Origin of the sequence: Streptomyces sp. NPDC059256 (assembly GCF_042753785.1) — a bacterium.
In the GTDB taxonomy this organism is placed as follows: domain Bacteria; phylum Actinomycetota; class Actinomycetes; order Streptomycetales; family Streptomycetaceae; genus Streptomyces.
Genome location: NZ_JBHYZO010000003.1, coordinates 524,515 through 548,647, shown reverse-complemented (window position 1 = coordinate 548,647; position 24,133 = coordinate 524,515). Strand labels below are relative to the sequence as shown.

At 68.8% G+C, this 24,133-nt stretch carries 21 protein-coding genes; 2 read left to right on the top strand and 19 right to left on the bottom strand.

Translation table 11 applies throughout. The features are described 5' to 3' along the window. Positions 1-714: 714 nt before the first annotated feature. Positions 715-1,410 carry a TerB family tellurite resistance protein gene (locus ACFXJL_RS10320; protein ID WP_358879078.1) on the bottom strand — a complete coding sequence of 232 codons (696 nt, stop codon included), beginning with the start codon at positions 1,408-1,410 and terminating at the stop codon, positions 715-717. 204 nt (positions 1,411-1,614) lie between these two features. Next, positions 1,615-3,375, bottom strand: a complete 1,761-nt coding sequence (gene leuA, locus ACFXJL_RS10315) for a 2-isopropylmalate synthase (protein WP_358879077.1) — start codon at positions 3,373-3,375, stop codon at positions 1,615-1,617. 313 nt (positions 3,376-3,688) lie between these two features. Here leuA and ACFXJL_RS10310 point away from each other — a divergent pair, with 313 nt between their 5' ends. Together ACFXJL_RS10310 and ACFXJL_RS10305 are read left to right on the top strand one after the other, a co-directional pair. Continuing rightward, complete coding sequence (locus tag ACFXJL_RS10310) at positions 3,689-4,765, top strand: M4 family metallopeptidase (RefSeq protein ID WP_358879076.1); 1,077 nt, start codon at positions 3,689-3,691, stop codon at positions 4,763-4,765. Between the two features lie 108 nt (positions 4,766-4,873). Then, positions 4,874-5,140: a protealysin inhibitor emfourin gene (locus ACFXJL_RS10305; RefSeq protein WP_384639248.1), complete on the top strand. Its 267-nt coding sequence runs from the start codon at positions 4,874-4,876 to the stop codon at positions 5,138-5,140. Between the two features lie 138 nt (positions 5,141-5,278). Here the strand turns inward: ACFXJL_RS10305 and era are convergent, their stop codons facing one another. From era to hrcA, 17 genes are all read right to left on the bottom strand, one after another. Then, entirely contained in the window at positions 5,279-6,232 is a 954-nt protein-coding gene (gene era, locus ACFXJL_RS10300) for a GTPase Era (RefSeq protein ID WP_384639251.1), read from the bottom strand. A 230-nt stretch (positions 6,233-6,462) separates the two neighbouring features. After that, positions 6,463-6,816 carry a cytidine deaminase gene (locus tag ACFXJL_RS10295; RefSeq protein ID WP_384690965.1) on the bottom strand — a complete coding sequence of 118 codons (354 nt, stop codon included), beginning with the start codon at positions 6,814-6,816 and terminating at the stop codon, positions 6,463-6,465. Between the two features lie 94 nt (positions 6,817-6,910). Continuing rightward, complete coding sequence (locus tag ACFXJL_RS10290; RefSeq protein ID WP_384690962.1) at positions 6,911-7,597, bottom strand: hypothetical protein; 687 nt, start codon at positions 7,595-7,597, stop codon at positions 6,911-6,913. A gap of 102 nt (positions 7,598-7,699) precedes the next feature. Continuing rightward, positions 7,700-8,053, bottom strand: a complete 354-nt coding sequence (locus tag ACFXJL_RS10285) for an MmcQ/YjbR family DNA-binding protein (RefSeq protein ID WP_358879072.1) — start codon at positions 8,051-8,053, stop codon at positions 7,700-7,702. A 76-nt stretch (positions 8,054-8,129) separates the two neighbouring features. Beyond that, positions 8,130-9,428, bottom strand: coding sequence for a hemolysin family protein (locus tag ACFXJL_RS10280; protein WP_358879071.1), 1,299 nt, complete (start codon positions 9,426-9,428; stop codon positions 8,130-8,132). Next, positions 9,425-9,922 carry an rRNA maturation RNase YbeY gene (gene ybeY / locus ACFXJL_RS10275; protein ID WP_358879070.1) on the bottom strand — a complete coding sequence of 166 codons (498 nt, stop codon included), beginning with the start codon at positions 9,920-9,922 and terminating at the stop codon, positions 9,425-9,427. The genes ACFXJL_RS10280 and ybeY overlap by 4 nt, the downstream gene beginning before the upstream one ends. 13 nt (positions 9,923-9,935) lie before the next feature. Then, the gene (locus ACFXJL_RS10270) at positions 9,936-11,018 is read right to left on the bottom strand and encodes a PhoH family protein (RefSeq protein ID WP_358879069.1); all 1,083 of its coding nucleotides are present in this window, start codon (positions 11,016-11,018) and stop codon (positions 9,936-9,938) included. Between the two features lie 343 nt (positions 11,019-11,361). Continuing rightward, complete coding sequence (locus tag ACFXJL_RS10265; protein WP_358879121.1) at positions 11,362-12,411, bottom strand: PfkB family carbohydrate kinase; 1,050 nt, start codon at positions 12,409-12,411, stop codon at positions 11,362-11,364. A 497-nt stretch (positions 12,412-12,908) separates the two neighbouring features. After that, positions 12,909-13,916: an adenosine deaminase gene (locus ACFXJL_RS10260; protein WP_358879120.1), complete on the bottom strand. Its 1,008-nt coding sequence runs from the start codon at positions 13,914-13,916 to the stop codon at positions 12,909-12,911. A gap of 14 nt (positions 13,917-13,930) precedes the next feature. Beyond that, entirely contained in the window at positions 13,931-14,839 is a 909-nt protein-coding gene (locus ACFXJL_RS10255) for a ribonuclease Z (RefSeq protein ID WP_358879068.1), read from the bottom strand. 12 nt (positions 14,840-14,851) lie between these two features. Next, complete coding sequence (locus ACFXJL_RS10250) at positions 14,852-15,211, bottom strand: histidine triad nucleotide-binding protein (protein ID WP_358879067.1); 360 nt, start codon at positions 15,209-15,211, stop codon at positions 14,852-14,854. A gap of 204 nt (positions 15,212-15,415) precedes the next feature. After that, positions 15,416-18,658, bottom strand: a complete 3,243-nt coding sequence (locus tag ACFXJL_RS10245) for a S41 family peptidase (RefSeq protein ID WP_384690956.1) — start codon at positions 18,656-18,658, stop codon at positions 15,416-15,418. A gap of 379 nt (positions 18,659-19,037) precedes the next feature. Next, positions 19,038-19,472 (bottom strand): hypothetical protein, encoded by a 435-nt coding sequence (locus ACFXJL_RS10240; protein WP_358879065.1) that lies wholly within the window; start codon positions 19,470-19,472, stop codon positions 19,038-19,040. Between the two features lie 246 nt (positions 19,473-19,718). After that, positions 19,719-20,462 carry a 16S rRNA (uracil(1498)-N(3))-methyltransferase gene (locus ACFXJL_RS10235; RefSeq protein WP_329018610.1) on the bottom strand — a complete coding sequence of 248 codons (744 nt, stop codon included), beginning with the start codon at positions 20,460-20,462 and terminating at the stop codon, positions 19,719-19,721. After that, on the bottom strand, positions 20,459-21,532 hold the full coding sequence (locus tag ACFXJL_RS10230) for a nitronate monooxygenase (protein WP_329018613.1): 1,074 nt from the start codon (positions 21,530-21,532) through the stop codon (positions 20,459-20,461). Before ACFXJL_RS10230 ends, ACFXJL_RS10235 begins: the two co-directional genes overlap by 4 nt. 392 nt (positions 21,533-21,924) lie before the next feature. Beyond that, positions 21,925-23,061 (bottom strand): molecular chaperone DnaJ, encoded by a 1,137-nt coding sequence (dnaJ, locus tag ACFXJL_RS10225; protein ID WP_358879063.1) that lies wholly within the window; start codon positions 23,059-23,061, stop codon positions 21,925-21,927. After that, positions 23,062-24,087, bottom strand: coding sequence for a heat-inducible transcriptional repressor HrcA (gene hrcA, locus ACFXJL_RS10220; RefSeq protein WP_358879062.1), 1,026 nt, complete (start codon positions 24,085-24,087; stop codon positions 23,062-23,064). Positions 24,088-24,133: the final 46 nt, after the last annotated feature.

Here is a 24,133-nt window from a genome sequence, read left to right as displayed (position 1 = left end):
CCCTGCGAGGAACACCGCACCGGAGCAGCAGCGGACAGGGCACGGCGGGCCGTCGACCGCTCGGGCTCGGGACTCTCGGCTCGGGACTGTCGGTTCGGGTCCCCTGGCCACCTCGCGGTGTCGCGCTGCGGCCGGGGTCATGGTCTAGCGGGTCACGGGGTCACACACCAGGCTTTCGACACCGGAGCAGGAGTGCGTCGGACAGGGGAGCGAGATGGGTCCTACTGCCGGAGGTGGCCACCGGGGGCGTACTACTCCCCGGGGAGTAACCCACCGTCCCGCCGGAGCAGTTCCCGTGCGGCGTACGGCACTTCGGCACGGGCGGGGCAGGTGCCCGGCACGGGTCGCCCTCAGCCGGGCGCACGCCGGCGCCCATCGCCGGTCCGGCAGCCAACGAGCTGGCTACCACGAAGTAGGGCCGGAGCCCGACCGGGCGGGCATGCTGCCCGCGCGATGGCTCGAACGGCTGCACACCCGAGTACCCGAACAGCCCTCAACGGCCACGCCTCGCGGCCTCAGCGGCCTTCTACGGGCCTACGGCGGGCGGAAGCGCCCCAGGGTGCCAGGTGAGGTTCGGGGGCGCGTGCGCACCCCTGGAAGCCCCTGACGGCATCGGTACGCCCCTGGCCACGCCTGCTCACCGCTCCGAAGCCCACAGCCCCCGGCTGGACCGCGAGCCCCGGGCACAACCGGCAACGGGCTACGGGCTACGGGCTACGGGGAGAGCGTGCGGGCCATCGACAGCAGTCGGGTGGTGTCCGACGGCGGCAGTTGGAGCGCCGTGCCCACGGTGGTCAGCACTTCTCGTTCGGCCGGTGTGTAGGGCCCGTCCGCGAGCGCGATCCGCGCTCCCTGGAGCAGGATCGACTCCCTGCCCGCCGGCGCGAGGTGCGGCGACAGCGGCTCCAGGGCTTCGTGCAGTTCGATCGCGAGGGCAGCGCCGTACGGTCCGGTGTCGGTGACGAAGCGACCGGTGTCCGCGGCGAGCGCCTCGATCAGTCCGGTGAGTTGGTCCTCCGTGCAGTCGTGCAGACCCGCCGCACGGACCGTGGTGACCGCGGTCTCGCGAACGGAACTGGACGAGGTGCCACCGGAGGCGAGAACGGCCAGGGCCACCGTGTGGACTGCGTCCCGGAGCATCGCGGAGAAACGCGCGGTCGTCGGATGGTCGAGGGTGTCCATGCCGAAGTGCCCGTGGCAGGCGGCGCATTCGACGACGGGACCCGCCGACCCTCGCGGCAGGAGCGGGATTCCGAGCAGGGTGAAACGACGGCGGCCGGTGCGGCGGCGATAGTTCCTGTCACCTCCGCAGGCAGGACAGAAGAACTCCCCGTCCCCTACGGTGTTCCACGAAGTGTGAATGCCGCAGACCAACAACTTTCGGCCAAATACTCCCCGGCCTGCGCGCACTGCGCACCTCCGTAACGCTCCGGCAACATTCCCGCGTTGACGTGATGTTAGCCACAGCAGGGTTGCTACGTCAGCACTCCAGCGGCTGTACGCCAGCACATGGCCGATTCCTCGCCCCCCGATTCGCAGCCGTAAACAGGGCACGCCCCCCGGAATCTCCCGTTCAGGCGGGGTCCAGGGGGCGTGATCGGTCAATTTGCGGAATCAGCGCGTGGCGCGATTGACCGCCGAGACAACAGCCTTCAGCGAGGCCCTCGTGGTGTTGGCGTCGATGCCGATGCCCCACATCACCTTGCCATCGATGGCGCACTCGATGTACGACGCGGCCTGCGCGGATGCACCCTCGCTGAGGGTGTGCTCGGTGTAGTCCAGCAGTCGTACATCCACGCCGACGGCGTTCAGAGCGGCGAAGAACGCCGAGATCGGGCCGTTGCCAGATCCAGCCAACACGGTCTCGGTGCCGTCCACTACGGCCTCGACGGTCAGGGTGTCAGTGCCGTCGGTGTCTGTGGTGGACTGCCCAGAGCGCAGTTGGATGCGGCCCCATGAGTTCTCCGGATTGGGCAGGTACTCGTCCTGGAAGGTGGCCCAGATGGCGGCCGGGGTGATCTCGCCGCCCTCGCTGTCGGTCTTCGCCTGGATGATCCGGGAGAACTCGATCTGCATCCGCCGCGGCAGATCCAGCTTGTGGTCGTTCTTCAGGACGTAGGCGATGCCGCCTTTGCCCGACTGTGAGTTGACGCGGATGACCGCCTCGTAGGAACGGCCCACGTCCTTGGGGTCGATCGGCAGGTACGGCACGTTCCACTCGATGTCGTCGACGGACTTGCCGACCGCGGCGGCATCCGCCTCCAGCGCGTCGAAGCCCTTCTTGATGGCGTCCTGATGGGAGCCGGAGAAGGACGTGTAGACCAGGTCACCCGCATACGGATGGCGCGGGTGGATCTCCATCTGGTTGCAGTACTCGCTGGTCCGACGGATCTCATCGATCTGCGAGAAGTCGATCTGCGGGTCGATGCCCTGCGAGAACAGGTTCATGCCCAGGGTCACCAGGTCGACATTGCCGGTGCGCTCGCCCTGACCGAACAGACAGCCCTCGATCCGGTCGGCGCCCGCCATGATCGCCAACTCGGCCGCGGCGACGGCGGTGCCCCGGTCGTTGTGGGGGTGCACGGACAGACAGACGTACTCGCGGCGGGACAGGTTCCGGCTCATCCACTCGAAACGGTCCGCGTGCGTGGACGGCGTCGAGCGCTCCACGGTCGCCGGCAGATTCAGGATGATCTCGCGACCGGCCTCCGGCTGCCAGACGTCCATCACGGCCTCACAGACCTCCAGGGCGAAGTCCAGCTCCGTGTCGGTGAAGATCTCCGGGCTGTACTGGTAGCCGAAGACCGTCTCCGGGCCCAGGACCTTCTCCGCGTACTCCATCACCAGCCGGGTACCGTCGACGGCGATCTGCTTGACCTGGTCCTTCGAACCGCGGAAGACGACCCGGCGGAAGGTCGGCGCGGTGGCGTTGTACAGATGGACCGTGGCCCGGTGCGCGCCCTTCAGGGACTCCACCGTGCGCTCGATCAGCTCCTCGCGGGCCTGGGTCAGTACGGAGATCGTCACGTCCTCGGGGATGGCCCCCTCCTCGATGATCGACCGGACGAAGGCGAAGTCGGTCTCACCGGAGGACGGGAAGCCGACCTCGATCTCCTTGTAGCCCATCCGCACCAGCAGATCGAACATCTCGCGCTTGCGAGCGGGAGACATCGGGTCGATCAGGGCCTGGTTGCCGTCCCGCAGATCGGTGGACAGCCACCGGGGGGCCTTGGTGATCCGCTGGTTCGGCCAGGTGCGGTCGGAGATGTCCACGGCCTCGTAGGGGCCGTACTTGTGGATCGGCATTCCGGACGGCTTCTGCGTGTGGGTCGCATTGGTGATGGGCGTGGGGCGGCCAACAGAAGTCTCAGACATTGCGCGGGGCTCCTCGGGGTCCGGCTTGGTTACCTCCCATGCCCTCAGGGGCTATGGGGGAGGCCGACGAAACGCTGCAGCACCAGATCCCGCGGGGAGGGGGTCGGCCTACGACTACAGGCCCTCACCGCGGCAGCTAAGAAGAAGCAGCCCGAAACGCATGATGCGGGCGAGCATAGCCGAGCCGCGCTGGAACGGCGGTCCTGTATCAGTATGCGGGATATCCGTCAGCCATACGGTATTCGTCACTCCATCTCGTCAATCCCGGTGGCAACTAGTGACAGTGGGATGACCCAGTGCCACATTGCCGGTCATGACAGATTCCCATCCCACGTTCTGCACCATCGTGCCGCCGCATGTGCTCGACAAGATCGCCCGCGGTGAGGACAGCGCACTCGCCGAGGCCGCCCAGCGGACCCTGGAAGTGGACGCCGCCCAGCGGACCCGGCGTCGTGTGACCACCATCCGCGGACTGGCAGCGGCCGTCCCCTCGACGACGGGCGCCACGACGGACAAGCCCCGGCGCACGATCTACGACTGCGAGAACACACTGCGGCTGCCCGGCAAGAAGGTCCGTGGAGAGGGCTCCGAACCGGGGCAGGACGCCACTGTCAACCGGGTCTACGCGGGCCTCGGTGCCACCTTCGAGCTCCTGCTGAACTCGTACGGCCGCAACTCGCTCGACGATGCGGGACTGCCGCTCAACGCGAGCGTCCACTACGACGAGAAGTACGGGAACGCCTTCTGGGACGGCCAGCAGATGGTGTTCGGCGACGGGGACGGGGAGATCTTCCTCGACTTCTCCGTCTCCGTCGACATCATCGCGCACGAACTGGCGCACGGACTCACCCAGCACACGGCCAACCTGGAGTACTTCAGCCAGTCCGGCGCCCTCAACGAGTCGTTCTCGGATGTGATCGGCTCGCTGGTGAAGCAGTACACGCTCGACCAGACCGCCGACCAGGCCGACTGGCTGATCGGCGAGGGCCTGCTCGCCCCCCGGGTGAGCGGGGTCGCCCTGCGCAGCCTGAAGGCCCCGGGCACGGCGTACGACGACGACGTCCTCGGCAAGGACCCGCAACCCGCGACGATGGAGGACTACGTCCGCACCGGACGGGACAACGGCGGTGTGCACATCAACTCCGGGATTCCCAACCACGCCTTCTATCTGCTGGCGACCCAGCTCGGCGGCAAGGCGTGGGAACGGGCCGGACAGATCTGGTTCGACACCCTCACCGGGGGCGAGCTGTCGTCCGAGGCGCAGTTCTCGGAGTTCGCCCGGCTGACGGTGGAGTCGGCGCGGTCTCGCTACGGCGACGGCGCGGAGCTGGAGGCCGTGACCAAGGCGTGGTCGCAGGTGGGCGTCCCCACCACACAGGCCAAGCTGTGAGTCGGCTCGACCCCGCCGGATGAACCGGCCGGGGCACGTCGGGTCCGGGGTGGGTCTCCGTCCCGGACCTCGTGGCGCCCCGGGCCGATCCGTAATAGAACGGGAACCATGCGTATCCAGGTAAGGCGTACGGGCGGGTTCGCGGGGATCGAGCGGTTCGCCGAGATCGACGTCTCGGAGCGGGCGGACGCGGACGGCTGGCGGGAGCTGGCGGTGCGCGCGCTCACGAACGGCCGGAGCGAACCGTCCCGAGGGGTGCCGGACGGCTTCAGCTACGAGATCTCCGTCGACGGGACGACCGTCCACGCCAGTGAACCGCGGCTGACCGACGCCCAGCGCGAGCTGGTCTCCCGGGTGCTGAGGGAAGGCGCCTGACCAGGCTTCGTCGACGCCTCACCATCGCGTTCGGCACGGCGGAGTGCTCCCGCGACCCGCAGAACACGGACCGGGCCAGCGGGCCCGGTCCCGATGGGCCACGGCCCCTGCCGGGCTCAGAATTGGCCCGCAGGCGGCTCAGAAACCGAGCTTGCGCAGCTGCTTCGGGTCGCGCTGCCAGTCCTTCGCCACCTTGACGTGGAGATCGAGGAAGACCGGAGTACCCAGCAGGGCCTCGATCTGCTGGCGGGACTTGGTCCCCACGTCCTTGAGCCGCTTGCCCTTGGGGCCGATGATGATCCCCTTCTGGCTCGGACGCTCAATGTAGAGATTGGCGTGGATGTCCAGCAGCGGCCGGTCCGCCGGGCGGTCCTCGCGCGGCAGCATCTCCTCGACGACGACCGCGATCGAGTGCGGCAGCTCGTCGCGCACGCCCTCAAGCGCCGCCTCACGGATCAGCTCGGCAACCATGACCTGCTCCGGCTCATCCGTGAGGTCACCCTCCGGATAGAGCGCGGGCCCCTCGGGCATCAGCGGGACCAGCAGGTCGGCCACCAGCTGGACCTGCTGGTCACCGACGACGGACACGGGGACGATCTCCGCCCACTCAAAGCCCAGCTCTTCCGCGAGCATATGCACCGCGAGCAATTGCTCAGCCAGGGTCTTGGAGTCGACCAAGTCGGTCTTGGTGACGATGGCGACCTTGGGGGTCTTCTTGATCCCCGCCAGCTCCTTGGCGATGAACCGGTCCCCGGGGCCGAGCTTCTGGTCAGCGGGCAGACAGAAGCCGATGACGTCGACCTCAGCCCAGGTGGTTCGGACGACATCGTTGAGCCGCTCCCCGAGCAGGGTCCGCGGCTTGTGCAGTCCGGGGGTGTCCACCAGGATCAACTGGGCCTCGGGACGGTGGACGATGCCGCGCACGGTGTGCCGGGTCGTCTGCGGCCGGCTGGAGGTGATCGCCACCTTCTGACCGACAAGAGCGTTCGTGAGGGTGGACTTGCCCGCATTGGGACGGCCGACGAAACAGGCGAAGCCCGCCCGGTGCGGGGCGGGCTCGGAGGACTGGCTACGAACACTCATGCCGCCCATTGTCGCTGATGCCGGCGGTCCTCCGTGCCTCCGGTGGCCGGCGCGGCCACGGTCCGCCGTGGTAGGGCCGGACATGACCCCGCCCCGGGGCCCGATGGCCCGGACCTCATTGCTCCCGCGCGGGGACAATCGACCAATCGACGATCCCGCACGACTACCGGTCGGACGGGGTCCCTGCTCCCCGGTCCCAGACACCCCCACTCCGGAGCGCTCGACTGGAGGATGGGCTCCTATCCCGCGGTAATGGTGGCCCTCAGGGTCCCGTCGGGCGCCGCCAGCAGTACGGGGGTCTGCGCTCCGCCCAGATCCCTGACGGCCGCGAGGTCCGCTTCGGACGCGGTGTCCGCATCCGACACCACCGCCGCCGCCTCCAAGGACTTGGCACCGCTGGCCACGGCCATCGCCACCGCGGTCTGGAGCGCACTGAGGTTGAGCGAGGCGAGCGCCACGGTCCCGGCGACGTACGTACGGCCCGTCTCATCCCGGACGGCGGCGCCCTCGGGCACTCCGTTCCGGGCCCGGGCGCTGCGAGCCAGCGTAATGATCTTGCGGTCCTCCGGACCTGGGGCGGTGCTCTGCGTCATGGGTCGAGCATAGATCGGGAAGGGGGAACGACCGCGGGGACCCCGACCAACTCGGAGCCCCCACATCCTGGACAGTGCGGCGTCTGGCGCCGGCTCAGCCCTGTGCGGCTCGGGCGAACTTGTTGGCCGCACGACCGGCCAGTTCATCAAAATCCTTGTGACCGGTGGCGTTGTTCGGGACATGGGCGATCCGGGTCACGCCGGTGCCCTGCCTGGCCACCAAAAGATTGGTCTCCATCTCGACGGAGAGGGTCTCCAGCTTCAACTTCAGCCGGAAGGCGTGGGATTCCTCGCCGGCCTTCGGCCCGGAGATCTTCTCCACCTTGACGTCGACGTGCTCGCCGTCCTGCTTCACCGAGAACGCCTTGCACTCCTCCAGTGCGGTGGCGGCCTCCTTGAGGAATTCCTGCGCACCGTTCCCCGGGAAGGTGATGACCTGCTGGCTGATCATGGCGTCATTGCTCTGGAGGTCGATGTCCCCGCCGACGGTGGCATCGGAGACCTTCTGGTTCATGAACGCGGCGATCGGCTGACATTCCTTCTTGTCGGCCTTGTGTTCGCCTGCCGCTTCGCCCTCTTCCATGGCCTTGAAACCGGCGGGCAGATCGGCCGGGGCGACAAGGCCGGCCTTCATCTGAGTCAGGGTCAACGGCTTGGCGTCCGACTTCGGCGCCTTCTCCGACTTCTGTTCATCGGAACCGCCGCAGGCGGCTGCGGTGAGACACAGCGCCGAGACGGCAGCGAGCGAGGCGGCGCCACGACGCATGCGAATGGACTTCACGGTGTTACTCCCCTGCATCAACGAGACAATGGGGAGCCCCCCTCCCCGCTGCGCCTCAGAATACCCGCGCAAAGCAGACCAATCCCCATCACGCAGATCGGATCAGGGACGATCAAGGCGTAGACGAATCGCTTTGGGGAGTCGCGCGACCACCAAATCATAGGAATCCTCGATGAGTTCCCGCACCAGCTCGGTGGGAAGTTCCTTGACCGTGACGGTGTTCCAATGACGTTTGTTCATATGCCAGCCGGGAGCGATCGCGGAGTGGTCGGTGCGCAGCTGTACGGCCAAGTCCGGATCACACTTGAGGTTGACCTTGAGGGGCTTGGCGTCCAGCGAGCTCAGGGCGAACATCTTCCCCGCCACCTTGAAGACCGACACGTCCTCACCGAATGGGAATTCCTCGGTAGCGTCATTGAACTCCAGACAGAATGCCTTGAGTTCTTCTGCGTCCATACAGCAGCCCTCCAGCGTGTTTGGAATCGGGGCCCGGCCACGAGGGCGGCGAGCCCCGTACCGTCCCGGCTGAGCCCTATGCTCCGTGCTCGTTCTCCGCACGCCCTGGAACCGGCTCCACCAGAACGGTGACGATCTTGTTCCGACGCCCTGCGGGGGACTCGGCCGTCAGCCGAAGCGCTCGTCCGTCCGGCAGGTCGACCACGGCGCCCGCACCCGCGATCGGTACCCGTCCCAGGGCCTTGGCAAGCAGTCCGCCGACGGTTTCCACGTCCTCGTCGTCCAACTCGTCCAAGCCGTAGAGCTCACCCATGTCACCGATGTCCAAACGCGCGGTGACCCTGAAGCTCCCCTCACCCAGATCCTCGATCGGCGGAAGTTCACGGTCGTACTCGTCGGTGATCTCGCCGACGATCTCCTCCAGGATGTCTTCGATGGTGACAATGCCGGCCGTGCCGCCGTACTCGTCGATGACGACGGCGACGTGGTTGCGCTTCTGCTGCATCTCGCGCAGCAGGTCCCCGGCGTTCTTGGTGTCGGGAACGAAGACCGCCGCTCGCATGGCGGTGGAAACCAAGTCGGCCTCGGACTCACGATTGATGTGCGTCTTTCGCGCGAGGTCCTTGAGATAGACGATGCCGACGACATCGTCCTCGTTCTCCCCACTGACGGGAATGCGGGAGAAGCCGGAACGCAGGGCCAGGGTCATGGCCTGCCGAACGGTCTTGTACCGCTCGATGGAAATCAAGTCCGTGCGCGGAACCATGACTTCGCGGACCAGCGTGTCACCGAGTTCGAAGACGGAGTGCACCATACGGCGCTCTTCGTCCTCGATCAGTGATTCCTGCTCGGCCAGATCGACCATCGCGCGCAGTTCCGCCTCGCTGGCGAAGGGGCCCTTGCGGAAACCCTTCCCGGGGGTGAGCGCATTTCCGAGCAGGATCAGCAGTTGTGGAATCGGACCCATGATCCGCGCGAGCGGCAACAGGACGTACGCGGCGGCGGTGGCCGTGTTCAGCGGGTGCTGACGGCCGATCGTCCGCGGGGAAACGCCCACCGCCACATAGGAGACCAGGACCATCACACCGATCGCGACCGCGAGCGCCTCCCAGGTCTCGGGGAACTCCTGAAGGCAGGCGTAGGTGACCAGGACGCCCGCGGCCATCTCACAGGCGACACGCACCAGGAGGGCCACATTGAGATAGCGGGTGGGGTCGGCGGCGACCTGTGCCAACTTGGCGGCACCCCGTCGCCCCGAGCGGGTGGCTTCCGCGGCGCGGAAGCTGGAGACGCGCGCGATGCCGGCCTCGGCGCACGCCGCAAGCCAAGCGACGACGACCAGCAGGACCGCCCCGAAGACCAGTGCCCCGCTCATGAGACGGTCGGCGCGGGGGACGGTCCGGTCAGGCCCTTCTCCGCCCGCCAGCCATCGACGATCGCCGCCTGGAGACCGAACATCTCGGCCTTCTCGTCCGGCTCCTCGTGGTCATAGCCGAGGAGGTGGAGGACGCCGTGGACGGTGAGCAGTTGCAACTCCTCGTCCATGGAGTGCTGGGTCGGAGACTGCTCACCCTGCGTCTTGGCGACTTCGGGACAGAGCACGATGTCACCGAGGAGCCCCTGGGGAGGCTCCTCGGCGTCCTTGACCGGTGGGCGCAGTTCGTCCATCGGGAAGGACATGACATCGGTGGGGCCCGGCAGATCCATCCATTGGAGGTGGAGCTGTTCCATCGCCGCTTCGTCCACGACGATCACCGAGAGTTCGGAGAGCGGATGGATCCTCATTCTCGCGAGCGCGTAACGGGCGACGTCGAGGATCGCGTGCTCGTCGACCTCGGTTCCGGACTCGTTGTTGACGTCGATCGACATGGTGTGGTTCGAGCTACTTCCCGTTCGCGCCGCGGCCGTCGTTGAGGCCGTCGTACTTCTCGTACGCATCGACGATACGGCCGACGAGCTTGTGCCGAACGACATCGTTGGACGTGAGGCGGGAGAAATGGACGTCCTCAACGCCGTCCAGGATGTCCTGGACCTGTCGGAGACCGCTCTTGGTGCCGCTCGGAAGGTCGACCTGGGTGATGTCTCCCGTGATGACGATCTTCGAGTCGAACCCGAGCCTGGTGAGGAACATCTTCATCTGTTCGGCGCTGGTGTTCTGCGCCTCGTCGAGGATGATGAACGCATCGTTGAGCGTCCGTCCGCGCATATAGGCCAGCGGCGCGACCTCGATCGTGCCCGCGGCCATCAGCCGGGGGATGGAGTCGGGGTCGAGCATGTCGTGCAGCGCGTCGTAGAGCGGACGCAGATAGGGGTCGATCTTCTCGTACAGCGTGCCGGGCAGGAAGCCGAGCCGCTCACCCGCTTCGACCGCGGGCCTGGTCAGGATGATCCGGGTGACCTGCTTGGACTGGAGGGCCTGGACCGCCTTGGCCATGGCGAGATAGGTCTTGCCGGTGCCCGCGGGGCCGATGCCGAAGACGATCGTGTGCTTGTCGATCGCGTCGACGTACCGCTTCTGGTTGAGAGTCTTGGGGCGGATGGTCCGACCGCGGCTGGAGAGGATGTTCTGAGTGAGCACTTCGGCGGGGGTTTCGGAGGAATCGCCCCCGGTGCCGTTCCCACTCGCCCTAAGCATGGCGATCGAGCGTTCCACTGCGTCCTCCGTCATCGGCTGTCCGGTGCGGAGCACCAGCATCATCTCGTCGAACAGGCGCTGGATGAGCGCGACGTCCACCGGGTCGCCCACGGCGCTGACCTGATTGCCCCGGACATGGATATTGGCTGCCGGGAACGCCTTCTCAATCACGCGCAGCAGCGCGTCGCCGGAACCGAGGAGAGTCACCATCGGGTGTTTTGCGGGAACGGTGAACGCGGCTCGTGCCTGTCCCGGCTCTGGTGTGTTCCGCGCGCCTTCGGGGCTGGCCGGGTGGCGGGAACTGGTCTGGGCTGTGGGTGTGTGAGTCATGGGCCGGCTCTGTGGCCTGCACATACCTCCCGTCGCAGGGTTCTCGCTGCTCGACAACCTCTGGAACTCCAGCGTACGACGCCGTGCTGACAAGGACCGAGGGCTTTTTCACCATGAGATCCGACAGGCCCCACCGGAACAACGAGCGCGTCGACAACAACGAGCGCGTCGAGCACGTCGAGCACATCGAAACGACGAGCACGACGAAACAACGAGCACGACGCGAACGACCGGATCCGGGGGGATGGCGCTGTCCGGCACGGGGCCCCGACCGGGCCGGAAGGCGCGGTCGGGAGGCGCGGTCGGGAGCGACGAACCGTCTCGGCCCGGCGGGCGGCGGAAGTCAGGCGGAGTTGCGGAAGCCGATCGTGGGGACGGCCCTGGGCAGGGGCCACGGCCGAGCCGGGGCCGGCAGGAGCCCATCGAGAAACGTGTACCTGCGCAGGGCCGCCGGGTCCTGGTCGGCCATCCCTTGGACCTGCTGCCACCAGGTCGCGATCTCCAGCCACCCGGGCGCCGAGAGCGATCCGCCGAACTCCTGCACCGACAGCGCCGCGGTCAACCCCGCGAAGGCGAGCCGATCGGCCAGCGGCCACTGCGCCAGGGTGCCGGTGACGAAACCGGCGACGAACACATCGCCGGCGCCCGTCGGGTCGAGAGCCTCCACCACGATGGCGGGGACCTCGGCGCACTCGCCGGTGCGACCGTCCACCGCGTACGCGCCCTCCGCGCCGAGCGTGACCACGGCCACCGGCACCCGCTCGGTGAGGGCGTGCGCCGCAGCCCGTGGGCAGTCGGTGCGGGTGTAGCGCATGGCCTCCTCGGCATTGGGGAGGAATGCTTCGCAGTGCTCCAGATCGGCCAGGTCGTCCGGATCCCAGCGGCCCGTCTCGTCCCAGCCGACGTCGGCGAAGACCCGGGTGCCCTGACGGGCCGCCTGTGCGATCCACTCGTCCCGGCGGCCGGGTGTGAGCGAGGCGATGGCGGCTCTCGCGGGCGGCGGGCATTCAGGGGCGGACTCGGGCGGTGGTGCCTCATGGCCGTGGGAGACCATCGTCCGCTCGCCCTCGTACGCCATCGAGACGGTGACCGGGGAGTGCCAGCCGGGAACCGTGCGTGACAGCGTGAGGTCGATGCCCTCGCCCTGTTCCAGGGCGTCCCAGCAGTAGTCGCCGTAGTGATCGTCACCGAAGGCGGCGGCGAGGGAGGTGCGCAGGCCCAGTCGGGCCAGGGCGGTGGCCATGTTGGCGACGCCACCGGGGCTGGAGCCCATGCCGTGCGCCCAGGACTCGGTGCCGCGCACGGGTGCCGAGCCGAGCCCGGTGAAGATGATGTCGAGGAAGACGGTCCCGGTGAGGTAGACGTCGCAGGCGGGATCGGCGGGGGTGCGCAGGGCGGCGAGGGGATCGAGGCAGGGGGGTTTGGGGACCGGGGGCTGCTGGGCCTCCCGGGGTCCGTGCTGTTGCCCGTGTTTTCCGTGTCGCGTGCTCACCCGTGCCGCCGCTCCTGTGCATGGTGCAGATGAGGGCAAGTGTGCCTGATGGAGCCTGCTGGGGCGGGGCCTGTTGTGAGAGGAAGGAAGAAGTTTCTTCGGTCGGGACTACTCTTTCCGTGCAAGTCACAGCAAGCTCGACAATTGCCCTTTTTCGCTCGGTGTATGCCCCACCGATGGGCGGCAGAGGCCGCACCGGAGGGGAGTCCGGGCCCAACCGACTGCTGTGGACGATTCAGACTGGTTCGACTGGCTCGACTGAGTCAGCTCTGATGCGGCCGGTCCGTCCGGCGTGCGCTGGCCCACTGGTCTGGCTGGTGCGATCCGGTGGGCGAGGAGCGCCCCGAGCCCGGAAGGTCCAGCAGCCCCCTCAGGCCCGGGCGATCCGGCGAGCCGCGCTAGAAACCCGACTCGCCTGCGAAGTCGTATGCGTCCACCTCGGCCAGCAAACGGGTGCGCCGTTCCTCGTCGTCCTGGAGGAAGGCCGCGACGAACGAGTTGCGAGCGAGCTCACGCAGCCGCTCATGATCCAGGTCCAGCGCCTCGCGGACGGCGTGGAAGGTGTCCCCCACGTATCCGCCGAAGTACGCCGGGTCGTCCGAGTTCACCGTGCAGAGCAGCCCGGCGTCCATCAACTGCCGCAATGGGTGGTCTTCCAGTACGTCGATGACCTTGAGCCGGACGTTCGACAGGGGGCACAGGGTCAGCGGCACCCTTTCACGGGCGAGCCGTGCCACCAACTCGCTGTCCTCGATGCAGCGCAGTCCGTGGTCGATGCGCTCGACTCCGAGGACGTCCAGCGCCTCGCGGATGTACTCCGGCGGGCCCTCCTCCCCCGCGTGGGCCACCTTGCGCAGTCCCAGGGCTCCGGCCGCCTCGTACACCTCACGGAACTTGGACGGCGGATGGCCCGCCTCCGCGGAGTCGAGACCGACGGCCGTGATCCGATGGAGGTAGGGCCTCGCCGCATCGAGGGTTTCCAGCGCGGATGCGGCGGACAGGTCCCGCAGGAAGCACATGATCAGACGGGTGGAGATGCCGTGGCGGTCCTCGCTCCGGTCGAGCGCCCGGGCGATTCCGTTGATGACGGTGCCGATCGGCACACCCCGGGCGGTGTGGGCCTGGGGGTCGAAGAAGATCTCGGCGTGCCGCACCCCCTGCGCGGCGGCCCGGGTCAGATAGGCGTCCGTCAGATCGGCGAAGTCGTCCTCGGTCCGCAACACCGCCATCAGGGCGTAGTAGAGGTCGAGGAAGGACTGGAGGTCGTCGAAGAGATACGCGCTGCGCAGCGCCTCGGTGTCCGGGTAGGGCAGCTGGACGCCGTTGCGCGCGGCGAGGGCGAAGGCGAGTTCCGGTTCTAGGGTGCCTTCGATGTGGAGGTGGAGTTCGGCTTTGGGGAGGGGCACGGGTTCAGCTTCGTTCATGGTCGTCGGGTGGGGAGGGGGACGCGCAGGAGGTCGGCCGCGATGGTCAACTCGCCGCCGAATCCGGCGGCCCTCGCCTGTCGCTCGAAGGCGTCCGGGTCCGCGTAGCGCTGGGAGAAGTGGGTGAGGACGAGATGCCGCACACCCGCTTCACGGGCGACCCGGGCGGCCTGGCCGGCCGTGAGATGGCCGTGGTCCGTGGCGAGCTGTTCGTCCTCGTCCAGGAAGGTGGACTCGATGACGAGCAGATCGCAGTCCTCGGCGAGGGCGTACACGCCGTCACAGAGTCGGGTGTCCATGACGAACGCGAATCGCTGACCACGGCGTTCCTCGCTGACCTGGTCCAGGGTGACTCCGCCCAGCGCGCCCTCGCGCTGGATGCGGCCCACGTCGGGGCCGCGGATGCCGTGGGCGGCCAATGCCTCGGGGAGCATCCGTCTGCCGTCCGGCTCGACGAGTCGGTAGCCGAATGACTCGACCGGGTGGGAGAGCCGGTGGGCGAGGAGTTGGTACGCCCCGGTACTGGCGAGCGTCCCGTCGGCGGCGACGGGAGCCTCGGTCAGCTGGACCGTCTCCCGGTAGGCCGTCGCGTAGCGCAGGCGGTCGAAGTAGCGCTGGCCGCTGGCGGGGTAGTGGGCGACGACCTCGTGCGGAACGCGATCGAGGTTGATGCGCTGGATGACCCCGGCCAGCCCCAGTGAGTGGTCGCCGTGGAAGTGGGTGATGCAGATGCGGTTGATGTCGTGGGCTGCGACCCCGGCCCGCAGCATCTGGCGCTGGGTGCCTTCGCCGGGGTCGAAGAGAATGCCTTCGGCACCCCAGCGCAGGAGGTACCCGTTGTGGTTGCGGTGACGGGTGGGGACCTGGCTGGCGGTGCCCAGCACCACCAGTTCTCGTACGGACAAGATCGGTCGCCGCTATCCAGGGGGCCAGGCGAGCCCGCGTCCACCGAGGACGTGCGCATGGGCGTGGAAGACGGTCTGGCCCGCACCCGAACCGGTGTTGAAGACGATGCGGTACCCGGAGTCGATCGTCTTCTCCTGCTCGGCGACCTCACCGGCCAGACGCAGCACGTCCGCCGCGAGGGCGGGCTCGGCCACGGCGAGGGAGGCAGCGTCGGGGTAGTGGGCCCGCGGGATCACCAACACATGGGTGGGCGCCTGGGGGTTGATGTCGCGGAAGGCGACCGCGGTCTCGGTCTCCCGGACCAAGGTGGCGGGCACATCACCCGCGACGATCTTGCAGAACAGGCAGTCAGCCTGCGGTTCTCCCGCCATGCCGGGTCCTCCTCGCATTGCGTCCAGTACCCGTGCATCGTATCGAGCCCGGGTGTCCGGCCCGTCCGCCCTGTGGACAACGCGGCGTGCGATCGGCTCCCGTGCTCGTGCCACGACCGCAGCGGGGACGCCCGGGCCGGCCGTCGACCGCCCGGTCGACGGCCGGTTTCCGCCCGGCTCCCCCAGGGAAGCCGGGCGGGTGCATCACTCGACCGTGGGCGGCGACTTCGCCGGGTTCTCGACCAGCGTCGCCAGCGCCATCCGCACGGCCTCGTCCAACTGCGGGTCCCGGCCGGCCACGTGGTCCTGCGGAGTCATCACGACCTCCACATCGGGATCCACCCCGTGGTTCTCCACTCCCCAGCCGTAACCCTCCAGCCAGAAGGCGTACTTGGGCTGGGTCACCGCGGTGCCGTCGACCAATGTGTATCTGCTGTCGATGCCCACCACACCGCCCCAGGTCCGCGTCCCCACCACCGGACCGATCCCCAGGGCCTTGATCGCCGCGTTGACGATGTCCCCGTCGGATCCGGAGAACTCGTTGGCCACCACGACCACGGGCCCCCTCGGGGCGTCCTGCGGATAGCTGAAGGGGCGCATGTCGCGCGGCAGGTCCCAGCCCACGATCCGCCGGGCCAGCTTCTCCACCACCAGTTGGGAGGTGTGGCCCCCGCGGTTCTCCCGGACGTCGACGACGAGCCCCTCCCGGGCTACCTCGATCCGTAGATCTCGGTGGATCTGGGCCCAGCCGGGAGCCTGCATGTCCGGTACGTGGAGATAGCCGAGCCGGCCCTGCGACTGCTCATGGACGTAGGCGCGCCGATCGGCGACCCAGGCGTGGTAGCGCAGCGGCTCCTCGTCCGCGATCGGCACCACCACCGCGTACCGGGGGTCGCCACCACCCGCCGGAGCGATCGTCAACTCCACCGGCTTGCCCGCCGAACCGACCAGCAGCGGCCCCGGGCCGGCGACCGGGTCGACCGGCCGGCCGTCGACGGCGGTGATCGCATCGCCCGCGCGGACCGCGACGCCGGGTGCGGCCAGCGGGGAGTGCGCCTGCGGGTCGGACGTCTCGGACGGAAGCACCCGGTCCACCCGCCAGATGCCGTCCTCGGCCCGCGAGAGGTCGGCGCCCAGGAGTCCCTGGCGCTCGGACCGACCGCCGAACCAGCCACGGGGGGTGACATAGGCGTGTGAGGTGCCCAGTTCCCCCTGCACCTCCCACAGAAGGTCCACCAGGTCGTCATGGGTGGCGATCCGGTCGAGCACGGGTCGGTAGCGGTCCAGTACGTCGTCCCAGTCGACGCCGCCGAGATCGGCACGCCAGAAGTTCTGGCGCATCAACCGGCCCGCCTCCTCGTACATCTGCCGCCACTCGGCAGCCGGGTCGAGTGGCTGGCGAACCCGCGAGAGGTCGACGGTGATGTTGGTGTCGCTGTCCTCGTCGTGGGAGGCGCGCTGGTCGCTCGGGACCACCTTCACGCTGCCGCCCGTGAAGAGGAGCACCCGCTTCCCGTCACCGCTGACCGAGTAGCTCGCCACGTCCGAGGCGAGTTCCTCCATGCCGGGCTGGGCCAGGTCGTACCGCTCCAGCGAGGTGGTGGGCCCCGGGTCGCCGGGATTGGCCCGGGCGGTGCCGAGCACGCCGCTCAGCGGGTGGCGCAACCAGAGCACCCCGTCCTTGGCCGCCCGCAGGGTCGAGTACCGGGCCGCCTCCACGGGGAAGGGCACGATCCGATCGGCGATCCCCTCCAGATCGATCCTGGTGATGGCACCAACCTGTCGGCCGTCCCCTTCGTCGCCCTTGTCCGGCCTATCGGGCTTGTCCGCTTCAAAGGGGCGGCCGTGGCGCTGCGGACCGAAGGGCGAGGGGGTCGTGGCGGCCAGGGTGATCAGGTGCGGACGACAGCCGCCGACGAACGCGAGGTCGAAGACGTGCGAGTCGTAGACGGGGTCGAAGGCGCGCTCGGAGAGGAACACCAGGTGTTTGCCGTCGAGCGTGAACGCCGGCTGGAAGTCCCTGAAGCGCAGCGGGGTGGCCTCGGCGACGGTGAGTTCGGCGGTGCCGGCCAGCTTGAGTTGGCGCAGGGGCGCAGGTCCGGCGTGGGACCAGGCGAGCCAACCGGAGTCGGGCGAGAAGGTGAGACCGGTGGCTTCGCCGTCGGCGCTGCGGTCGACCTCGCGCACCTCCCCCGACTCCCGCTCGACCAGCAGGACCCGGCCGTCGTGGGTGGCGACCGCGGCTCGACTGCCGTCGGGGGCGATGGCCAGGCCCAGTACCCTGCCGAGTTGCCCGGCCGCGAGCCTGCGCGGTGCGACCCCCGGTTGGGCACCGGTCGCCGGCGCGAACTCCAGGGCGTCCTCTCCCTCGGCGTCCGTGACCCAGACGACGTGCTCGGCGCCGTCGACCCGGAAGTTGCGGGGCAGTCTGGCGCGCACCCCCGGGGTGACGGACAGGGCCCTCGCCGGCCCTTCCCGATGCGTCACCCAGTGGATGCCGCCCCGTACCTCCACGGCGCTCCCGCGGCCGGTGTGGTCGGGCCGTGCGGAGCCCACGTGGTGTTCGGCGTCGATGAGCCGGGGTCGCAGATCGGTGCGTTGACCGCCGAGTTTGATGGACAGCCGACGGGGTTGCGAGCTCTCGGCGAACACATCGTCGACGACCCAGAGTTCGCCTGCGGAGCTGTAGACGATACGGGTCCCGTCGGTGGCGGCGTGCCGGGCGTAGAAGCCGCCGAGTGGTGTGTGCCGTCGCAGGTCCGAACCGTCCGGCTGGGCGGAGTAGACGGCTCCGGTGCCTTCGTGGTCGGACAGGAAGGCGACTCTGCCCTCGGTGTCCCGGGAACCGTCCCCCTGGATCCACAGCGGGTACTCGATGTTGCCGGCCAACTCTTCGAGCAGCCGGACGAACGTTCCGTCTCCGGCCCGATCGATCCACAACTTCCCGGCCGTACCGCCCCGGTAGCGCTTCCAGGCGGCGGCCTCCCGCCCCATGGTGGCGGAGAGCAGCAGCACTCCGGACCCGCCGTGGGCAACATCGCCCACCAGGCCGTACGGCAGCACGGTCGCCGGTCCGCCGTCCAACGGGATGGCCCTGGCCCAGGTGCGACGGGAGGACGCCTGTCCACGCGCGCTGATGGCGAGGACCTCGCCGTCGGGCGTCCAGCCGCGGACGGACGTCTTGTGGTCCCCCCAGTACGTCAACCGGGTCGTCGATCCGCCATCGACCGGGGCCACGTGGACCTCGGGGGCGCCGTCGCGTCGGGAGGTCCAGGCGATGTGTGCGCCGTCGGGTGAGAAGCGCGGGTGGTCGACCGGTATGTCGTCGGCGCTGACGCGCCAGGCTCGACCTCCGTCGAGCGGGGCGACCCAGACGTCGTCCTCGGCGGTGAAGGCGATCAACTCGCCGTGAATGTGCGGATACCGGAGGTAAGCAGGCTGCGTCACAGGATCACCCTAGGCAGGTGGGGACGTCGAGGTCACGGCTTTGCGGGCAACATCAGCACATGGGTCGGCACCGCCTTCGCGTGCACGCAGCGGGAAGCGGTGCAACCCCTGGACGGACGGCATCTGGCAGCCGGTGTCCGGCATCCGGCCGACACCGATGTGCGAGCGGGTGGCGCCGGCCGCGCCCACTCGGTCGGGCGGCGCGAGCACGGCGCGTGCGGGCGCTGGTGCGGGTGCATGGATGGGTACGGATGCTGGTCCGCGTACGGACGTGCACCGGTGCGCGGGGAGCTTCCGGCGTTCTCCGACGACGCCGACGGGACGGGCATGGCGCGTCCGTGTGCGCGGGGAGCGTCCTCACCCGTACGCACGGGCCCGGTCACTTACGGGGCGGTTCGGCGGTGACGGTGACCGTCTCCGTGACGGTGACGGTCGCCCGGGGTCTCCCGTTCGAACGGTCCGGCGGCTCGACGGGACGGGTCGTCCTCGTGGGCTGGGACTCGCAGTCCCCGAGGAACGTCGCCGTGAAGACGACCTTCCCGCTGATCCGCGTCGTGAGATCGCCCCGGATACAGGTGCCCGAACGCTCCTCCGTCACCCGGCCCTTGAGGGTGATCCGCTGGTCGGAGTCGGTTTCCCCCTCGCAGTCGACGGAGGCGAACCCCGACCCCGTCGGTGCGGCGGACCGGTCCTTCTCGCCCAGTTCCGCCGTACAACTGAACCACCCCACCTGGAAGCCGAGTCGCTCCAGGGCGTTCGTGGCCGTACGGTCCGTGGTGATCGCGACGGCCGAGGAGTTGAGCCCGTTGGACACGGGCTCGCACCCGGTCAAGGCGGTCGTGGCGACGACAGCTCCCGTGAGGGCGCACGACACCAGAACGCGCCGGCTCCGCCTATGCGGTGAGACTTCCATGGAGGGCAGGGTGACACCGGGGAGCGGGCGGGAAAAGACTGGTTGCGGCCACAACCCCCCGGATGGACGCCAAGATGACCGATCGTCGGCCTTTTCGCCTACCCCAACTGGCGTAGGCGAACTGCGCCATCGATCCGACCGCGAGCGTCAGGACCAACGCCCCGTGCGACCCAGGAGCAGCGCCGCCGCCGCCGTGCCCGCCGTCGAAGTCCGCAGCACACTGCGTCCCAATCGATAGGGGGACGCACCGGCATCGGCGAAGGCGGCCAACTCCTGTGGGGCGACTCCGCCTTCGGGGCCAACGACCAGCACGATCGAACCTTCGGCCGGCAACGCGACCGTGGCGAGCGGCTGTGCGCCCTCCTCGTGCAGCACAGCGGCGAAGTCGGCATCAGCGAGGAGGGAGGCGACCTGTTTGGTGGTGGCGGCTTCCGCCACTTCCGGGAACCGCAGCCGACGCGACTGCTTGCCGGCTTCCCTGGCCGTCGCCCGCCATTTGGCGAGGGACTTGGCGCCGCGCTCGCCCTTCCACTGGGTGATGCAACGCGCCGCCGCCCACGGAACGATGGCGTCCACACCCGTTTCGGTCATCGTCTCCACGGCCAACTCGCCACGGTCCCCCTTGGGCAGCGCCTGCACCACGGTGATGCGCGTCCGCGGTTCGGGTTCCTCGGGCAGGCTCAGCACCTCCACGGTCAGCCGGTCCTTGCCCTCGGTCCCGACGACGAGCCCGGCGGCGCCCCGGCCCAGACCGTCGGTGAGCACGATGTCCTCCCCCGGCTGCAACCGTCGCACCGACACCGCGTGACGGCCCTCCGGACCGTCGAGGACGAGCCGGGCACCGGGCACGAGATCCGCCAGGGAGTCCGTCAGGAACACGGGCGCGGTCAACGGGACTCCTCGGGGTCATGGGCGATGTGGGCCGATTCCAGTTCGGCGGCGAGGACTTCGACGAGTTGCCCGGCGGGCATCTCGCGCGCCAGCCGATGTCCCTGACCGGCCCAGAGCGCCATGCCCTGGGCGTCCCCCGCCTTGGCAGCCGCCTTGCGCAGGTCCCTCGTCAGATAGTGCACCTGCGGGTAGGCGGCGGGGGCGTACGGTCCGTGCTCGCGCATGAAGCGGTTGACGAGACCGCGTGCTACCCGCCCGGTGAAGGCCCGGGTCAGGTCCGTGCGGGCGAAGAGGGGATTGGTCATCGCCTGCTTGTGCAGGGGGTGCGCACCGGATTCGGGGCAGACGAGGAACGCGGTCCCCAACTGAGCGGCGTTCGCCCCTGCGGCGATCGCCGCGCCGATCTGGCTGCCCCGCATCAACCCGCCGGTGGCGATCACCGGGAGGTCGACGCACTCACGGATCAGGGCGATGAGCGTGAGCAGCCCGATGCCCCCGTGCGAGGCGGCGGGATCGTCCCGGTAGGTGCCCTGGTGGCCGCCCGCTTCGATTCCCTGGACGCAGAGCAGATCGGCACCGGCGCGCTCGGCGATGCGTGCCTCCTCCGGTGTGGTGACGGTGACGACGGTGACCGTTCCGGCCTTGGCGAACGACTCCAGGACCTCGGCGCTCGGACAGCCGAAGGTGAAGGACACCACCGGTACGGGGTCGTCACGGAGAATGGCGAGCTTGGCCTCGTAGCCGTCGTCACGACTCGAATCGGGGTCACCGAGCGGAGTCTCATACCAACTCACCTCACCGGCGAGTTGCTGCCGGTAGACCTCGATGGCCGCCGAATCCACCGTCTTGGGCTGCGGCATGAAGAGATTGACGCCGAAGGGCCGCGAGGTGAGCCCGCGGATCTGTTTGACCTCTTGGTACATGCCGTCCGCGGTCTTGTACCCGGCAGCCAGGAACCCGAGGCCGCCGGCCTCGGACACAGCAGCGGCCAACTGCGGGCACGACGCACCGCCCGCCATCGGTGCCTGCACGATCGGATACCGGCAGAGATCGGTCAGTACGGAGGACATGTGTGCATCGTGTCATGCCGCTGACGGCCGGCCGAATCGAGCCCGACAGCTCCCCGGAAGGCCCCTTGACGTGCTACGCACCCTCCCTCACCAGAGGGCCGGACGGCTGCGACGAGGGTCGGATCACCTGGTCGGGAAGGGGCCGCGGAAGGGATTCGGAGGCTGCTCGGAAGGGGGTCGGCGGGTGTTTCCGGGGTGCTCGCAAGGCCCGTGGAAGGGGGCTCCGGATCGCACGGGGAAGGCTGGCGCACTCCGGCCTGGGAAGCTCTGGCCCGGGAAGCTCTAGCCCGGGAAGCTCTGGCCCGGGAAGCTCTGGCCGGGGCCAGAGGGGCCCGGGGCCCTTGAGCAGACCCCGCGGCGCCGGCCGAGGCTCGGCACCGCGGGGGCATCGCCTAACGCCCGTTGAACGCGTCCTTCAGTCGGGAGAAGAGTCCTTGTTGTCCCGGTTGAAACTGACCGAGCGGGCGCTCCTCACCTCTAAGTTTCGCCAACTCCCGAAGGAGCCTCTCCTGTTCCGCGTCCAACTTGGTCGGCGTCATCACCTCGACGTGCACGATCAGATCACCCCGACCGCCACCCCTCAAGTGGGTGACACCCCGGCCGTGCAGCGGGATGGACTGCCCCGACTGGGTCCCCGGCCGGATGTCGATCTCTTCCATCCCGTCGAGCGTCTCCAACGGCACCTTCGTACCGAGCGAGCCCGCCGTCATGGGGATCGTCACCGTGCAGTGCAGATCGTCACCCCGTCGCTGGAACACCGCATGGGGCACTTCGTGGATCTCGACGTACAGATCGCCGGCGGGGCCGCCGCCCGGGCCGACCTCGCCCTCCCCCGCCAACTGGATACGGGTGCCGTTGTCGACGCCGGCCGGGATCTTCACGGTCAGCGTGCGACGGGAACGGACCCGACCGTCGCCCGCACACTCCGGGCACGGGGTGGGGACGACCGTGCCGAAGCCCTGGCACTGCGGGCAGGGGCGCGAGGTCATGACCTGGCCCAGGAAGGAGCGGGTGACCTGGGAGACCTCACCGCGCCCACGACACATGTCACAGGTCTGGGCCGAGGTCCCGGGGGCCGCGCCCTCGCCCGAACACGTCGTACAGACGACTGCCGTGTCGACCTGGATGTCCTTGGTCGTACCGAAGGCGGCCTCGTTGAGGTCGATCTCCAGCCTGATCATCGCGTCCTGGCCGCGCCGGGTGCGCGAGCGGGGGCCGCGTTGGGACGCCGTACCGAAGAAGGCGTCCATGATGTCCGAGAAGTTTCCGAAGCCACCGGCACCGAAGCCGGCCGCACCGGCGGCACCCGCCTGGGACAGGGGGTCGCCGCCGAGGTCGTAGACCTGCTTCTTCTGCGGGTCCGACAACACCTCGTAAGCGGCGTTGATCTCCTTGAACCGCTCCTGGGTCTTCGGATCGGGGTTCACGTCCGGATGGAGCTCACGCGCCAGCCGGCGGAACGCCTTCTTGATCTCGTCCTGAGATGCGTCGCGGCGCACGCCGAGTACGGCGTAGTAGTCCGTGGCCACTTACGACTCCGCCAGGATCTGTCCGACGTAACGTGCCACTGCGCGTACCGCTCCCATCGTTCCGGGGTAGTCCATGCGGGTCGGTCCGACCACGCCGAGTTTGGCGACTGCCTCGTCGCCCGAACCGTAGCCGACGGCGACCACGGAGGTTGAGTTGAGTCCTTCATGGGCGTTCTCATGGCCGATACGCACCGTCATGCCCATGCCGCCGGACTCCTTGGCCTCACCGAGGAGCTTGAGGAGCACCACATGCTCCTCAAGGGCCTCCAGGACGGGCCTGATCGTCAGCGGGAAGTCATGGCCGAAGCGCGTGAGGTTCGCGGTGCCGCCGATGACCAACCGCTCCTCGGTCTCCTCGACCAGCGTCTCCAACAGGGTGGAGAGCACGGTGGAGACCGCACCCCGGTCCTCCGGGTCGAAGGAGTCGGGGAGGTCCTGGACCAACTGCGGCACATCCGCGAAGCGACGGCCGACGACCCTGCTGTTGAGCCGGGCCCGCAGATCGGCGAGCGGGGTGTCGCCGAAGGGAGCCGGACAGTCGACCATGCGCTGCTCGACCCGGCCCGTGTCCGTGATCAACACGAGCATGACCCGTGCGGGTGCGAGCGCCAGCAACTCCACGTGGCGCACCGTGGAGCGGGTGAGCGAGGGGTACTGCACGACCGCGACCTGACGGGTCAGCTGCGCCAGCAGCCTCACCGTACGGCCGACGACGTCATCGAGGTCCACAGCGCCGTCCAGGAAGCTCTGGATGGCGCGGCGCTCGGCTGACGACAGCGGTTTCACCCCGGCGAGCTTGTCGACGAAGAGGCGGTACCCCTTGTCGGTGGGGATGCGCCCGGCACTGGTGTGCGGCTGGGCGATGAATCCCTCGTCTTCCAGGACCGCCATGTCATTGCGGACGGTGGCCGGTGAAACACCGAGCCTGTGGCGCTCGGTGAGCGCCTTGGAGCCGACGGGCTCCTCGGTACCGACATAGTCCTGGACGATGGCGCGCAGCACTTCGAGTCTGCGTTCACTGAGCATCGCGCACACCTCCAGCTGTGGTCCCACGGTGGTTCTTCGGTCACTG